Genomic DNA, 15,197 nt, shown 5'->3' with positions numbered 1-15,197 from the left:
ATGCTAAAAGAAGAACGTTTTGAAATCATTTTAAAACAGCTAAAAGTCAGTAATAAAGTGACGTTTGAAGAATTGGCAAAAGAACTTTTAGTTTCAGAAGATACCGTAAGAAGAGACATAGAAATTCTATACAAAAATGGTTTGTTATCTAAGGTAAGAGGAGGTGCCATTCTTCGGGAGAAAGACCCACTCTCCTTTTCTGACCGACAAACTTTCCTGAGTGATGAAAAAAATATCATCGCCTTGAAAGCACAGCAATTTCTTAAAGATGGAATGACTGTTTTTATGGATGGCGGTACTACGGTAGGAAAAGTCGTCAGCTATATGCCGATTGATATACAGTTGAGAATTATCACTCACAATCTATCGTTGGTTCCTTTGCTTCAAGGTTATAAAAATGTGGAATTAATTATTTTAGGCGGACAGTTTGATTTTGATTTAGCCATCAACACAGGAGCTATTACCTGTAATGAAGCTTCAAAATATATTGCAGACGTATTCATCTTATCAACCTGTGCGATAGACGAAAATTTCGGAATTTCTTCTACTTCAGTGAAAGATCTGGAAACAAAAACTGCTATGCTGAACGCTTCAAAAAAGATCATCACGTTGGCCCATCAAAATAAATTAAGGAGAACAGAAGCCTTTAAAGTGTGTAACGTAAATGATATTACTGTTTTAATTACAGACTTACCCGGAGACAGCCCTGAACTGAATTCTTTAAGAGATTCGGGAATTCAGATTGTATAAAACCGTAGTAAAGGCTTTTTCTTCATTTGCTTTAATCTTGTAAAATATACATTTAATTCATCTTGAATTTTGATATAAAAATTAACCAGTTTAATCATTTTTTGACACAAATTTTTATTGTATTGAATGATTTATTTGAGTGAGCAAAGAAGAATCAACCAAGTTGATTTGATAAAGCTGTATTTTCAAGCTTCACGAAGTAAATTTCATTTGCCTTTGTTTCTAAAAAAATCAAAAAGCATGTCATAAAATTGAAACCAATAAAAGCCAATAGGAGTTGACTCTATACTTTCAAAAACAAAGCAATATTCATTGAACAAAATAAAAATAGACTGTCTCGAAAGGCAGTCTATTTTTTCATCAATTAGAAAATATTAAATTTCTATTATTTCATTATCTATTTATCTCAGTATACTTCTCATTACAGGATTAACACTTGATTGACATGCGTTAATTTTAACAGGAATATACTGTGCTTCTCCTACCATACAATTACCTCGGGCAACTTCAACCTTCATGTATAAGTTATCTGCTTTACTATATACTTTATACATTTTTTTCAATTTAAAGTTGAGTATACTTTGTAAAGGATTTCCTAAAATAGTCCCAATAAGAGAGTTGGGGATATCATTCCATTGCGTAATATTTCCATTTGGATCTCTATCTGAATACGCAAAAGACACACGATAAGAAGTACATGGATCTAATAAATTAAACGTAACCGGAGCAGATAAACATAATAATTGTTCATCCTGTTCCAAATCAAAATACGGCAATATAGAAACATCATACACATACGTCTTACTTCCTAACAGATTCGCTGAAACTACATTGTTTAAACGTAATTCTATACGGTCAAAAGAAGCTCCGATACCATCTAAGATAATCGCTGTCTTTGTAGAAGCCTGATTGGCGATCAGTTTCAGAAGGTCTAATTTTATGATCTGAGAATCAGACGCTTTAATTTCATCTCCAATAGGAATATCTCCTAAATATCGTTGAATCGTAAAGCCTCCCAATACATTCACATCCAAAATAGGCAATCCTTCAGAACTCATTACAATTCTTACTTTATCACCAGGTCTCGCAATATTCTTGAATTTAACAGTTAAGATCTGCTTATTTAAAACTCCTACAGACGTATTAAATATGGCTGCTGTATCGTAATTCGGAGAGCCATGTAGTGGAGATGTACTGTTATTGATAGCGTCAGTTGCTAAATAAGGATATAAAACACCCGATAATACCGTAGCAACACCCAACCCTGCATCCTGAACTCCGTATAAAACATCTTTCGTAGAACGGTTCAACAGTACCTGAGCATTTAAATTCCCCGGAATTTCAGCACCATTCACCGTCATATTTGTATCACAAGCCGTCGCCTGCGTTACAGGAGTACGGTCATCCACATAAGCACCATATATTCTCGCAGAATTAAACAATCCCAATACACTTCCTACCAATACTCTTACCCCACCATATTCAATGTTGGTTCCGGCAGCATCTTTAGGAATAAAAGTAACATCTATCGTGTTATTACCTACCAAAAGATTCAGAAGGTCTAGCTCTCCAATAGATTTCAATGGTCCTACAGGAGCTCCACTTTTATTTAAAGTCTGAACAGTAATTCCTCCTAATAATTGTAATACGCCGTAATCCTGTCCCATTTTAATGGTGATTGGAGTACCCGCCGGAATTGGAGTCGACTGTACATTATTAAAAGTTAAATCAATCCATGAATTTCCTATTCCCGCTAATGAAATAGCATTGAAGATCGTACCATACGTAGAAAGGTCATTATCTACAGCTCTTTCACTATTGCTGCTTCCTCCCGTTAAAATAGCTCCGGTACTTTTTATCGTTGCCATACGCTGAACGTATTGATATTCGCACTCTACTTTATCATAAATATAGACGGTAATTCTTTTAACAATATCACAAGACGATGATCCGTTAGTTGATTTTGCATAGAAATTATATGTTCCAATTTTAGGGAAATTAATGGTTTGACCCGTCACTTCCAGATTGGTTAATTCATCATAAATTTTAACTCCTGTGTTGCCTAACAACTGACTTTGATAATTGGCCGCAGCAAAAACAGTGGAAGCATCAGGCGTTCCATCATTATTAGCATCAAGAGGTAAACTTATTGCTGCATTTCCCAGAATTTGATACTGCTTGTCTTCCGCAGCTGTAAAGCCAATATATTCATTGGAGCAATAGCCTGTAGCATTTAATCCTTTAATATAATAGGTCCCTAAAGGCTGCCATCTGTTGGCTAATTTATCTGCTGCAGTTTTAAAAGGAATTTCTTTTTGATTTCTATCTACAACAATATATCCTGTATAATTGGCATCATAATTTGGAATAAGCTGTGTAATATCAAACTTACGTTGTCTGATGTTATTGTTTAAAAATTCAAAAGAGCATACTTTTTTAACTTCCGGACTATCATCTACATACGCAACATCATACACTCTGATGTCCTCTGCATTTAATAGATTTACCGATAGAGGTTTGAAAACACGGATCCCCACTTTATCAAACGGTATGATCTTCCCACTTGCATCACGTGGAGCAGCAAGGAAACTAAATTCTGCATTGTTTTGATTAATTAACCCTAACAGGTCTAATCCCAACACGCTCGTATCTAATTTTACCGTTGAAACTTCTACTCCATCTTTGTAAAATACTACTGAAGATTGGTTTCCTACATCTAGTTTTAAAAGACCCGATGGCATACGGATCTTAAACCTCATCACTTTATCATTTATTGCTTTCGGTAAATGAAAGAATTGTTCTACCGTTCCCGATGCATTTAAATTAAGTAAAGCCGTGATCCCAATTTTTGAGTATGTCGTAAGATCATTATCTATTGCATAATGTGCATTAACTACCGGTTCAGAAGCTATTAAACTTAATAATCCTCCCCCAGCAGTATAAGATGTAAGCAGCGAAACATCACAGTCTGACACATCATCTTTATAATAATATGAATCATAAACCTTGAAATTGTTAAGCCCTCCAAGCAATACAGGAGATGATGTCTTATCATTTACTTCAATGGTCTTTATAGCTTCCTTGGGATAAAAGATAGCATAATAGTTCTGCGATGCATCTTTAGCAATGGTTATTTTATCCTGATTTGCATTAGAATTGGTCGTAGACACAGAAATAGCATTATTTCCGGCTGCATTCTTTAAATTAAAAGTGGTAACATGCTCACCACCAATCACAACTCCTAAAACCCCTTTAAGTAAATTCCCTAAACTACCTCCTAACAAAGCATCTAGCAAGCCTACTTCATTGGAATTCACTTTTAAATAAAATTTAGAATTGGCAGGAACGTATGATGTAGGAGCAGTATATCCCAACGTAAGTGTTCCGGAATATGCTCCTATGCCTAATGCAGCGCCCCCGTAGCTGTTAACCTGGCTAAAGGTATTCACATCAGGGTCAATTGAAAATTCAGGATTATCTACACGAGTTCCTGCTGAAGTATTTGGTTTTATTTTCTGTACTACCTGCCCATAGGATAAACTTCCCAACAACGGACAACATAGCAAGAGAAAACCTTTTAATATAGTCTTTCTCATAGTTTTTATCATTCAAGATCTATATTTATTTTACCACAAAAACGATATTCACAAAAGAATAATCAGATCCAATTCCTATAATATCGTAGGTAAGAATACCATTTTCATCAATACTTAAATTAGCCAATGATGTATTATCATAATCCGTAACGTAATAATACAATCCGTTTGAAGCCGGGATGTTAGCAATGGTATCAGGAGCATTGGTACTTTTCACAAAAGTATTTCTTATTTCTGTACCTACAGTACCTCCGGTAGTAGAACTAGGAATAAACTTCTTATTGGTAAACTGAGATTTATACTCTGCATATAGGTTTCTTTTTAACCCTGTTGCCATTGTAGAAGTATTAAACACAATAGATGGCATATAAAAAAACTTAATCGGAGCATCTTGAGTGGTGTTTAGCTTTACCCATTTACCTCCATTACTTAAAGTAGGTTCGTAATAGTAATACCCCGGAGTAGTAACATCTGCTGTTTTACCGTCTAGTGTAGAAGTTACACCTGATGTAACATATACCATGCTAGCCTGCTGATTATTCGTATAAACAAGATCTTTAGCTTTTAGCTTATCTCCTGTTACTCTTGGAGGAATAATTCCGTCTGCCAGAGTTTCAGCATCCGATTCTTTAACCTGCAAAGTAGCCTGAGGGGTTGTGGTATTAATTCCTATTTGTGCGCTCATAGCAATAGAGGCAAGCAACCCAATGAATGAGTAGTAATGTTTGTTCATAACTTAATCGATTTATATATCATTTTTATTCAAAAGTTCATTATCATAAAAACAATTATCATAACCGCATAACATCAAAGAGTACAAACTATCAATTCAGAATTATTACTTCTCTTCTACATTCAAAAAGCTAAATTTTCTCCTGTAGTGATTGAGATCATCAACAATCTTCATTTGAAAACTTTCACATTAAAAACTATAATTAGATTTCAATATAATTAAATCATATCCAAATCATAATTTTATAATAGATCAAAATGATATAATGAAGATTTGCCTTCGGAGTATTGAAAAATAATTAAAAAAGAAAGCATCGAGAGTATGTACAATATTTAGTACTTGAAGGAATATTTTATGCTAATAAAACACGTCTTCAACTCCATGTGAGTTATTTCATGGTAATGAGTTAGTTTTTGGCAAATATAATTATTTTATTTATAAAAACCACCAAACAAGCAACATAACAGAAAATAATTAATATTAAATCAAAAAACATAGAATTACTTACAGTGAATTAATCAATAATAAATTTAAAATTCAAATGATCTTTGCCTTACTACTAAGCTGATTACTCCACTTTTACCCTTCATTTTTAACATACCACAAAAGAATAAAATCTACTAAAAAAAGACTATTTTAGTAGATTTTATTCTTTTGAATTTTTTGATATAAATGTGATATATCTAACCTTTTAAAGCCAAAAACCGTCAATTGCTTTATCTAAAAAGTGATTGAGCACACTTATTTCACAGCAGTTGCTTCCAATTCTATCATTAAGGTTTCAAATAATCCGTTTACTTCAAGCATAGTAACGGCCTGTTCAAGATTATGCTTTGCAATCCATTCCTGTAAAATCGGAAAATGAGGCCAAAGCTCTTTTGTTGAAGTCGTATAAATATTTAACCTTACAATATTCGAACACTCATAGCCCGCCTTTAAGATCACTTCTTCCAGATTAGCAATAGCCTGCTGAAGCTGAGACTTCATACCTTTATCACTTGAGGTACCATCAGGATCAATAGCTGCCTGCCCTGAGCAGTACAACGTACTTTCCACATTTTTTACTTCTACAGCCTGCGAATAGCTGCGTTCGTTTTGCCAGCTCCAAGGATTTACTGTTCTTTTTTCCATTTTGATTGATTTTAGAGAAGGTCATAAGACCTCTTGTTATGTATTACTTTGCAAAGTTGTACATTATACACAAGATCATCTCTTGATCTCAATCACGATTATGAAGTGACGACGATCACATTGTAAGGAAAAAACACACTCATTACCGTTTTAAAATCATTCAAAATCAGTAATTGAAGAAAGAAATTCCCAAGCTTTCATTTGCTCAGCCATTGTTTCTATTTTGCTTTCTGCGCGTTGATAAGCATCACTTCCCATAAAAAAGTTCACGGGAGGGTTTTCACTTTCGGTAAGAGCAAGCAATACATCTGCTACTTTTTCAGGATTTCCCATCTGAACGCCATTCATTGCATTGAACCTGGTGTGATATTCTCTGAGATAATCATACTCAGTCATTTGATTTTCAGAAAAAACGATAGATTCTGCCGTTGCAAAACTTGTTCTGAACCAGCCTGGAGAAACTGCAGTTACATGAATTCCCAATGGTTTAAGATCATTGGCCAATGCTTCAGACAAACCACTTACCGCAAATTTAGCCGCCGCATAAACAGACCAACCTGTTCCCGGAGCAAAACCAGCAATAGAAGAAATATTAATAATATGACCGGATTTCTGTGCCCTTAAATAAGGAAGTGCCTGCTGGATCACGCGAATTGCTGCAAAAAAATTCACATCAAAACTTTCTTTGATCTCCTTTGCCGACAATTCTTCTAACGCTCCGCCTGTACCATATCCGGCATTGTTTACGATCACATCAATTCTCCCAAACCTTTCATTTCCCAATTTTAAAGAATCTGCTATAGAATATTCGTCACTAAGATTAACCTCAACCGGCAGAAAAAAGGGAGCAAATTTAGAGTCAATTTGACTTTTTAATGTTTCCAGCTGACGGGAAGTAGCGATAACCTGGTGTCCTTTTTCTAGTAAATTTTTAACCAGAGAAAGCCCCATTCCTTTGGATGCTCCGGTAACATACCATACTTTTTTTGATGTATTCATATCGTTTAGATTTATAACGATACAAAGCTAGGAGGAATCTAAAGCATGACGCCAGCCACTATCAAACCAGAGTTTGTATAAATCAAACCTTTCTGTATAAGGATGGACTTACGCCAATTTGTTTTTTGAAAAACCGATTAAAATGAGCCAAATCTTCAAAGCCAAGCGCATAACTGATTTGAGAAATATTCCAGTCTGTATGTCGAAGCAAGATCTTCGCCTCAGAACTGATTCGTTCAAAAATATGCTCACTGGTTGTTTTCCCTGTATTCTTTTTAATCACTCTATTGAGGTAATTAATATGCACCGCCAGCTTCTCTGCAAAATCATGAGGACTGCGCAGTAAAAGTCGCTCATTGCTAAACTCTACTAAGAATTGTCTTTCTAAAAGTTCTTTAAACTTTGTCGTGATGCGCATTCCAGCATCGATATGATGTAAAGAAGTATTATCAGGAGAGATTTTCATACCTAAAAAGATAAGCTCGGAGACATACGCACGCATGAGTTCATATTTATAAATATACTCCGAATCTATTTCATTCATCATCTTTAAAAAAATCGATTTTACCAACTCTCCATTTTCTTCATTAAGTTGATAAACAGGAATGTGATCGGGTGCAAAAAGAGGTAAATCATTTAAATTCAATCTGAAATTCTCTTTAAAAAACTCTTCGCTAAAAACACAAAAGTATCCTTTGGTATCTTTAGCTAATTCGCCATAAGAGTAAGGAATTCCGGGGTGAAAGAACAATAAAGTCATTCCTTTAACCGGTATGCTTTGATCTCCATAATAAAAAACATTCTCTCCCACATACAGCATTATTTTATAGAAATTACGCCTTGTATGAACAGGTAACGCAGATTGGCTGGCTATTCTGTCTGAAATACTGAACACATTAAATTGCCCAATAGATTGCTGAAGATCAACAGAAACCTCATTAAATTTATGATGATAAAATTGTGCTAAAGATTCCATATTTAAATCATGATGATGAAGTGATGAACATAAAAATTAAGGAGACAAGCGGCTCAATGTTTCTCTTGAAACGCCCAGATAAGCAGCCAAAAGCGACTTTGGAACCCGCTGAATAAGTGACGGATGTTTTTCTAATAATTGATTATAACGCTCTTTAATACTGGAAGTCATGGTAGAAATAATACGTTGCTGAGCAGCAATAAAACCAAAAGAAGCTTTCTCTAAAAAGAAATGTTCAATTTTTGGAAGCGCCGCACACAACTTTCTGTAATCATCAAGCTGAAGACACAATACTTCGGTATCTTCCACACATTCTAATGACATCGTGGCTTTCGTCTTGGTATAAAATGCCTGAAAATCACTTTCCCACCAGTCTTCCATCGCAAATCCTACAATATATTCTTTTAAAGATTCATCTGTATACACCAACTTCAAAAGTCCTTTTACCACAAAATAATTATAATGTACGTCTTCGCCTTCCTGTATCAAAAACTGATGTTTTTTATACTTTTTAGCAGTAAAATAAGAAGATACCAAGGTAAACTCTTCATCGGTAAGTGGAACTAATTTTTCAATATGGGTGCGTAAAGTATTCAGCATTATTTAGGTATGAAACAATAAAAATACTTCTTTTCTTTGTAATAAGTTGAGGGTTGACAATATTCTAAACTTTTGTTTTACATATATATTAATTATTAAAAAAACTCATTTATATTTTTTTGATAATTAAGATAAAGACTCATTTTAAATAACTGTTAATAATTAAGCTAAACAAAGCAGTTTCCCTTATTTTTGAAAGACAAAAGTACCCCAACGTAAGCCTCGAAGAATTTTCATATTAAATATAAAACACTTATATTTATAAGGTTACAATTCTAAAAACCACCAAAATATGTATATAGAATTAACAATCGGGATCATTACTTTATTGATAAGTGGAGCAATTCGGTATTGGATCTATCGAAGAAAATTTAATCGAAGAAACAGTGTTGGACTTGAAGAATTTTCAAGCTTCGAAAAGTCTGTATTCACAAGAATCTTTGAACAAATTTTGAAATTGATATCTTACATTTTTATCATCCTTGGAATTTTCTATTTATGGCGATACTATCAATACTCTGGAACCAAACCGGGAACATCTGCAAACATTGAAGCAACCAAATAGAACCCTGAGGTATCCAATGGAAGAAATCCTATTTTTAGTTTTATGAAAAATTATCTGTTTTTCATACTTTTCCTCTTTTTAACTCGAAGCATTATCTTCGAATAAATTATAAACGATTTTTCTCTGCACTTATACAAAAGAAGCCCGAGAAAATTCCCGGACTTCTTCATTATCTAATCATTACGATTTACGTTTCTTTTTATTCGGCTTTATTTTTCAGCAACATCAAAAGGCTGTATGCTCCTTTTTGAACGATTTTTTTATCTTTCAAATAATCGGCTTTCAGAATCTCTGTAAAACTGTCATCTGAAATTCCGATAGTCACAGGAATCATTTTATACTTTCTATTTCCCAGGTCTTCAAAAACATAGTTTTTATTTTCAAAAGAAACTACCGATTCATTTGGTAACCCTAAGGTATATCTACTGTTCACACTCACTTCAGCATTGATATACATCCCTCTGATAAAATCAGGATTTGGGGAAGAAAGCCTGGCAACCGCAATAGAAGCTCCTCCGTTTTCAATATTCGGAACCATGCTTACAATTTTTGCACTTGATTTTTGTTCTGTATTTTGATTATTGTAGACCAGAATCTCCTGCCCTATTTTCACATCATCCACATCGTTTTCGAAAACTTTTAATTCTAACAATAAACCCGTCGGATTAATCAGTTCAAACAACGTATCAGACGGATTAATGTATTGTCCGTTATTCACTAAAATCTTGCTCACAAAACCACTGAAAGGCGCATACACATTAATTCGGCTTCTAATATTTCCTGTACTCAATCCTTTTGCATTGATACCGATTAATCTCAATTTTTCTTCTAATCCTTTTAACGTCGCGTTCAGGGTAGAATAATCTGCCTGCGCGGTTTGCAAGGTTTTATCACTACTCGCTTTACTGGTATTAAGATCTTTTTGACGGTTTAAATTCAACCTTGCAGATTCCAATTGAGCCTTCGTTACCAAATAATCCTGCTGCAACTGAATAAACTGAGGATCTTCAACTATTGCCAATACCTGCCCTTTATTGAAATGACTTCCGTTGATGACATTAATCGATTTGATATGTCCGCCCATAATACTGGAAACAGAACTGATATGAGAAGGCGCAATTTCTACTTTACCATTCAAACGCACCAATTTTTGCATGGTTTTGTTTTGAATGTTCGTAGTGGTTAACCCAACCGATTGAATCTGTTTCTCAGATAATTGAACCGTATTTTGCTCTGTTTTTGCAAACTTTTTGTTTTCATATACTGTTTTTTCTTCCTCTTTTTTTCCTGAACAAGAAGATAAAGCCAACCATACACTTAAACTATATATTGATATATTTTTGAGGTACATTTTCGTATTATTTTGAAATTAAGAAATTAAGTTCCGCTCCGATTTGGTTGAGCCTTTCCAGATTATCGATATAATCTACCTTTGTTTTTACCGCCTGATTCGTAAGAATTACCCAATTCAGATAATCAATCTCTCCAACTTCCATTTGCTTTTGTGCGGTTTTTAAAATTATTTCAGATTTTGGCAATTGTTTTTGCTCGTAATTTTCAACAATCTTCAATTGATTGGTATAATTATTAACCTGCTGTTTTAATCTGTTTTTAAGTTCAACCTCTTTTCGTTGATATTCATTCTCCGCAATAGCAACCTTCGTTTGGATAGCTTTTGCCAACGCTCGTTGCCCTTTCGTAAACAAAGGAATTCCAACCCCGATTTGTACTGAATTAAAACGATTGCTGCTAATATTTTTCATACTCTGATTCGTATACCCAACCAGAATATCCGGAAGAAGTTTAGATTTTTCAAGCTGCGCTTCTGCTTCGTTGACTTTAATTTGCTGATTTAAATATTGTAATTCAGGATGTTGTTTGATCTTTTCCTCTGAAACCTGAAGATCAATATTGATAATAGATTGATCCGAAATCGGTTGATATTCCTGCTCAGATTGCAGCAATAACTGAAGCTGAAGTTTCGCAATATCCAAGTCATTTTCAAGCATATTCAATTGAGATATCGCCTGCTCTCTCTGAATTTCTGCGGTAGATTCTTCTAAAATATTAGCCTCACCTTTTTTCAGTCTTAAACTTGCTTTATCTGCAAAACTGCCATACAATTTGCTGATGTAATCAATAACTTTTTTCTTTTCCTGAAGAATCAGTATTCTGTAAAAAACCTCTGAAACCTGTTTGGTCAATTGAGATTTTGTAAGATTTTGATTTATAATACTTGCACTCCATTCTGCATCCAGCATTTGTTTTCTTTTGGAATACACCGTCGGAAAACTAAATCGTTGGGTAATTGAAAAAGAATTGTCTGTTTCCTCACCCTGAATCTGCCCAAAACCTGCGTTCACTTCTGTTTGAGGAATATCCAGATAGCTTGCCTTTAGTTTCTCTTGATATTCTGATACTAATTTTGAATTTCTAAGACTTCCGTTGTATTGAAAAGCTTGTTCCAGCGCTTGTTCATACGTAATATTTTCCTGAGCATTTACCCTTCCTAACGAAATAAGAAATAGAAATGCTGTTAGTTTTTTATGATGATTTAATAATTTCATTGTATATAGATTTTAAACGCGATAGGCGCTAAGATTTTATGTATTGAGAATGTATTTTCCGTTAGTTAAAAAACTAAGGTTTAGCCATTGACGCTGTTTTATTGAATTTTTTCTTTTTACTGACCCTTTCAAACAGGACGTAAAGAATAGGTAAAACAAACAAGGTTAAAAGAGTGGCCAACATTAAGCCTCCAATAACCACAGTGGCTAAAGGTCGCTGCACTTCGGCACCTGCGCCATCGCTCAATGCCATCGGTAGAAATCCTAATGAAGCTACAAAGGCTGTCATTAAAACCGGACGAAGACGGATTCTTGTTCCTATTAAAACAATTCTGCTTGTATTTTTTATTCCGTCTTTTTTCAGTCGGTTAAATTCTGAGATCAAAACAATTCCGTTTAAAACCGCAACGCCGAAAAGAGCGATAAATCCAACTCCGGCACTAATGCTGAAAGGCATTCCTCTCAACGCCAGAAAATAAACGCCTCCGATGGCCGATAATGGAATCGCCGTGTAAATCAACAAACTATGTTTTACAGAACCGAAAGCAAAAAACAACAACAAGAAAATCATCACCAATGAAATCGGAACCGCAATTCCTAATCTGGCTTTGGCTTCATTTAAATTTTCAAAAGCTCCACCATAAGAAATCGTGTAGCCTGCAGATAATTTCAAATCTTTATTTACCTTTTGCTGAAGGTCTTCTACAATACTCTGAACATCTCTGCCGCGCACATTGAAACCTACAACAATTCGTCTTTTGGTGTCTTCTCTCTGAATCTGATTTGGACTTTCTTTTAATTCTACATTTGCCAATTGTGACAAAGGAATCTGTTCGCCATTTGGAGTCGGAACCAATACATTCTGAATGCTTGTGATGTCTTTTTTATGTTCACTATCCATTCTTACCACCACATCAAATTTTCGTTCTCCTTCATACAAAGCCCCTGCGGTTTGTCCGGCAAAAGCCATATTGATCACTCTATTGATCTCTGCAACGGAAATATTGTGACGGGAAAGTTCGGAACGGTTATAATTAATCACTACTTGCGGAGCGCCTACTACAGGCTCCAAATATAAATCCTGAGCACCTTTTACCGTATTGATAATTCCACCCAGCTTTTTCGCATACGTAGCCAGACTGTCTAAATCTTCACCATAAATTTTACAAACCACATCCTGTCTTGCGCCCGTCATTAATTCATTAAAACGCATCTGAACAGGAAATTGAAAACCTGTTGTCAACCCCGGAATCACCTTTAAAGCAGTACTCATTTTTTCTGAAAGTTCGGGGAATGATTTTGCGGAAGTCCACTCTTTTTTAGGCTTTAAAACAATAATCATATCGCCTGCATCCATCGGCATTGGTTCGGTTGGAATTTCTGCACTTCCGATTTTGGTAACTACTTTTTGAACTTCCGGAAATTGCTTTAAAAGGATTTTCGCAGCTTCGGTAGTTACTTTTTTGGTCTCATTGATATTACTTCCCTGGAGAATACGCATTTCAACTGCAAAATCTCCTTCTTCTAATGAGGGAATAAATTCTCCTCCCATTCTTGAAAGTACCAAAACAGCTCCGGCAAAAAGAATAACAACGGCTATAATGATTGTTTTTCTAAACTTTAACGCTTTCATTAATAGTTTCTGATGACCAATTTCCACCTTCGTCATCACTTTATCTGAAAGGTTATCTTTTACTTTTTTCTTTCTGCTCAGTACCAATGAACTCATCATCGGAATGTAAGTCAGTGATAATAAAAATGCGCCAACCAATGCAAAAGCAACCGTTTGTGCCATTGGCTTAAACATCTTTCCTTCAATCCCCTGAAGTGTAAAAATCGGGAGGTAAACAATTAAAATAATAATTTGACCAAACACGGCACTGTTTACCATTTTTGTAGCAGAGCTGGAAACTTGCTCGTCCATTTCTTTTTTAGAAAGCATATTGTCTTTCCCGAAATGTTTTTTGTGAGCCAACTGATGTAAAACTGCTTCAACAATGATTACGGCGCCATCTACAATCAATCCGAAATCTAACGCACCAAGACTCATTAAATTCCCTCCGACCCCGAAAATATTCATCATAATAATGGCAAAAAGCATTGCCAAAGGAATTACGGAAGCCACCAATAATCCTGCTCTGAAATTCCCAAGGAAAAGAACCAAAATGAAAACCACGATCAACGCCCCTTCCATTAAATTGGTTTTTACGGTACTGATGGTATTATTGACCATTTTTGCTCGGTCTAAAAACGGCTCAATCACCACTCCTTCCGGTAAAGATTCCTGGATCTTGTCTAATCTCTGTTTGATATTTCCAATAACTTCATTGGCATTTTCTCCTTTCAACATCAAAACAATAGCTCCAGAAACTTCGCCTGTATCATTAAAAGTCATGGCGCCATATATCGTGGCAAAACCTATTTTTACGTCTGCTACATCTTTGATATGTACAGGAATTCCTTCTTTTGTATTGGAAACCTGAATATTTCCTATATCTTCTGAACTTTCCAATAATCCTTCACTTCGGATAAAAAGAACAGTTTCTTTCTTTTCAATATAGGCTCCACCCGTATTTTGATTGTTTTTTTCCAACGCATCAAAAACATCGTTTATATTGATATTAAAAGCCTGAAGTTTATTAGGATTAATGGCAATTTCGTATTGTTTTAATTTCCCTCCAAAACTGCTGACATCGGCAACCCCTTTTGTCCCCAACAACTGACGACGAATTACCCAATCCTGAATTGTTCTGAGTTCAGTTTCATCATATACATTTTCGTATCCTTTTTTGGCTCGAACAACGTATTGAAAAATCTCTCCTAAACCTGACGAAATTGGTCCTAATTCCGGCTTTCCGATTCCTTCAGGGATATTTTCCTGAACCAATTGCAGACGTTCCTGCACCTGTTGACGAGCCCAATACACATCGGTATCATCATCAAAAACAACGGTCACCAAAGACAATCCGAATCGTGAGAAACTTCGTAATTCTGTTATCCCACTAATATTGCTGGTTGCCTGCTCAATAGGAAAAGTGACCAACCGTTCAATGTCTGCAGCTCCGTAAGAAGATGCAACCGTAATTACCTGAACTTGGTTATTCGTAATATCCGGCTGTGCATCAATAGGAAGTTTTGTGGTTTCATAGATCCCAAGCAGAATGAGCCCTATGGTAAAAAGGCCGATAATGAGTTTATTCTTTACAGAAAACTCAATAATTTTATTTAACATGAAAAATTGATTAATTGATAATTAACAAGAAATGACCGCCTTAAGAGA

The 15,197-nt window shown here is 35.1% G+C and carries 10 protein-coding genes and 1 pseudogene; 2 read left to right on the top strand and 9 right to left on the bottom strand.

Going from position 1 to position 15,197, the window contains the following annotated elements:
• The gene (locus tag AMQ68_RS12100; RefSeq protein WP_054510890.1) at window positions 1-750 is read left to right on the top strand and encodes a DeoR/GlpR family DNA-binding transcription regulator; all 750 of its coding nucleotides are present in this window, start codon (window positions 1-3) and stop codon (window positions 748-750) included.
• 401 nt (window positions 751-1,151) lie between these two features.
• Here the strand turns inward: AMQ68_RS12100 and AMQ68_RS12095 are convergent, their stop codons facing one another.
• The 6 genes from AMQ68_RS12095 to AMQ68_RS12070 form a co-directional block, all read right to left on the bottom strand.
• On the bottom strand, window positions 1,152-4,346 hold the full coding sequence (locus tag AMQ68_RS12095; protein ID WP_123905683.1) for a hypothetical protein: 3,195 nt from the start codon (window positions 4,344-4,346) through the stop codon (window positions 1,152-1,154).
• 25 nt (window positions 4,347-4,371) lie between these two features.
• Window positions 4,372-5,079, bottom strand: coding sequence for a hypothetical protein (locus AMQ68_RS12090; RefSeq protein WP_054510888.1), 708 nt, complete (start codon window positions 5,077-5,079; stop codon window positions 4,372-4,374).
• A 741-nt stretch (window positions 5,080-5,820) separates the two neighbouring features.
• Window positions 5,821-6,210 (bottom strand): RidA family protein, encoded by a 390-nt coding sequence (locus AMQ68_RS12085; protein ID WP_054510887.1) that lies wholly within the window; start codon window positions 6,208-6,210, stop codon window positions 5,821-5,823.
• Between the two features lie 156 nt (window positions 6,211-6,366).
• Window positions 6,367-7,209: an SDR family oxidoreductase gene (locus AMQ68_RS12080; protein WP_054510886.1), complete on the bottom strand. Its 843-nt coding sequence runs from the start codon at window positions 7,207-7,209 to the stop codon at window positions 6,367-6,369.
• An 82-nt stretch (window positions 7,210-7,291) separates the two neighbouring features.
• Window positions 7,292-8,185: an AraC family transcriptional regulator gene (locus AMQ68_RS12075; RefSeq protein WP_054510885.1), complete on the bottom strand. Its 894-nt coding sequence runs from the start codon at window positions 8,183-8,185 to the stop codon at window positions 7,292-7,294.
• Window positions 8,186-8,221: 36 nt separating this feature from the next.
• Window positions 8,222-8,785: a Crp/Fnr family transcriptional regulator gene (locus AMQ68_RS12070; protein WP_054510884.1), complete on the bottom strand. Its 564-nt coding sequence runs from the start codon at window positions 8,783-8,785 to the stop codon at window positions 8,222-8,224.
• A gap of 292 nt (window positions 8,786-9,077) precedes the next feature.
• On the opposite strand from AMQ68_RS12070, the gene AMQ68_RS12065 reads away from it, so the two are divergent.
• Window positions 9,078-9,350, top strand: coding sequence for a hypothetical protein (locus AMQ68_RS12065; RefSeq protein ID WP_054510883.1), 273 nt, complete (start codon window positions 9,078-9,080; stop codon window positions 9,348-9,350).
• Window positions 9,351-9,549: 199 nt separating this feature from the next.
• Here the strand turns inward: AMQ68_RS12065 and AMQ68_RS12060 are convergent, their stop codons facing one another.
• From AMQ68_RS12060 to AMQ68_RS12050, 3 genes and pseudogenes are all read right to left on the bottom strand, one after another.
• The gene (locus tag AMQ68_RS12060; RefSeq protein ID WP_054510882.1) at window positions 9,550-10,701 is read right to left on the bottom strand and encodes an efflux RND transporter periplasmic adaptor subunit; all 1,152 of its coding nucleotides are present in this window, start codon (window positions 10,699-10,701) and stop codon (window positions 9,550-9,552) included.
• Between the two features lie 7 nt (window positions 10,702-10,708).
• Window positions 10,709-11,917: a TolC family protein gene (locus tag AMQ68_RS12055; RefSeq protein ID WP_054510881.1), complete on the bottom strand. Its 1,209-nt coding sequence runs from the start codon at window positions 11,915-11,917 to the stop codon at window positions 10,709-10,711.
• Window positions 11,918-12,017: 100 nt separating this feature from the next.
• A pseudogene (locus AMQ68_RS12050) lies at window positions 12,018-15,149 on the bottom strand (efflux RND transporter permease subunit); the annotation flags it as partial.
• Window positions 15,150-15,197: the final 48 nt, after the last annotated feature.

It is taken from the genome of Chryseobacterium sp. ERMR1:04 (assembly GCF_001297705.1).
Taxonomy (GTDB): Bacteria; Bacteroidota; Bacteroidia; order Flavobacteriales; family Weeksellaceae; genus Chryseobacterium.
The sequence above is the reverse complement of the archived record's forward strand: the minus strand, read 5'-3'. Positions and strand labels throughout refer to the sequence as shown.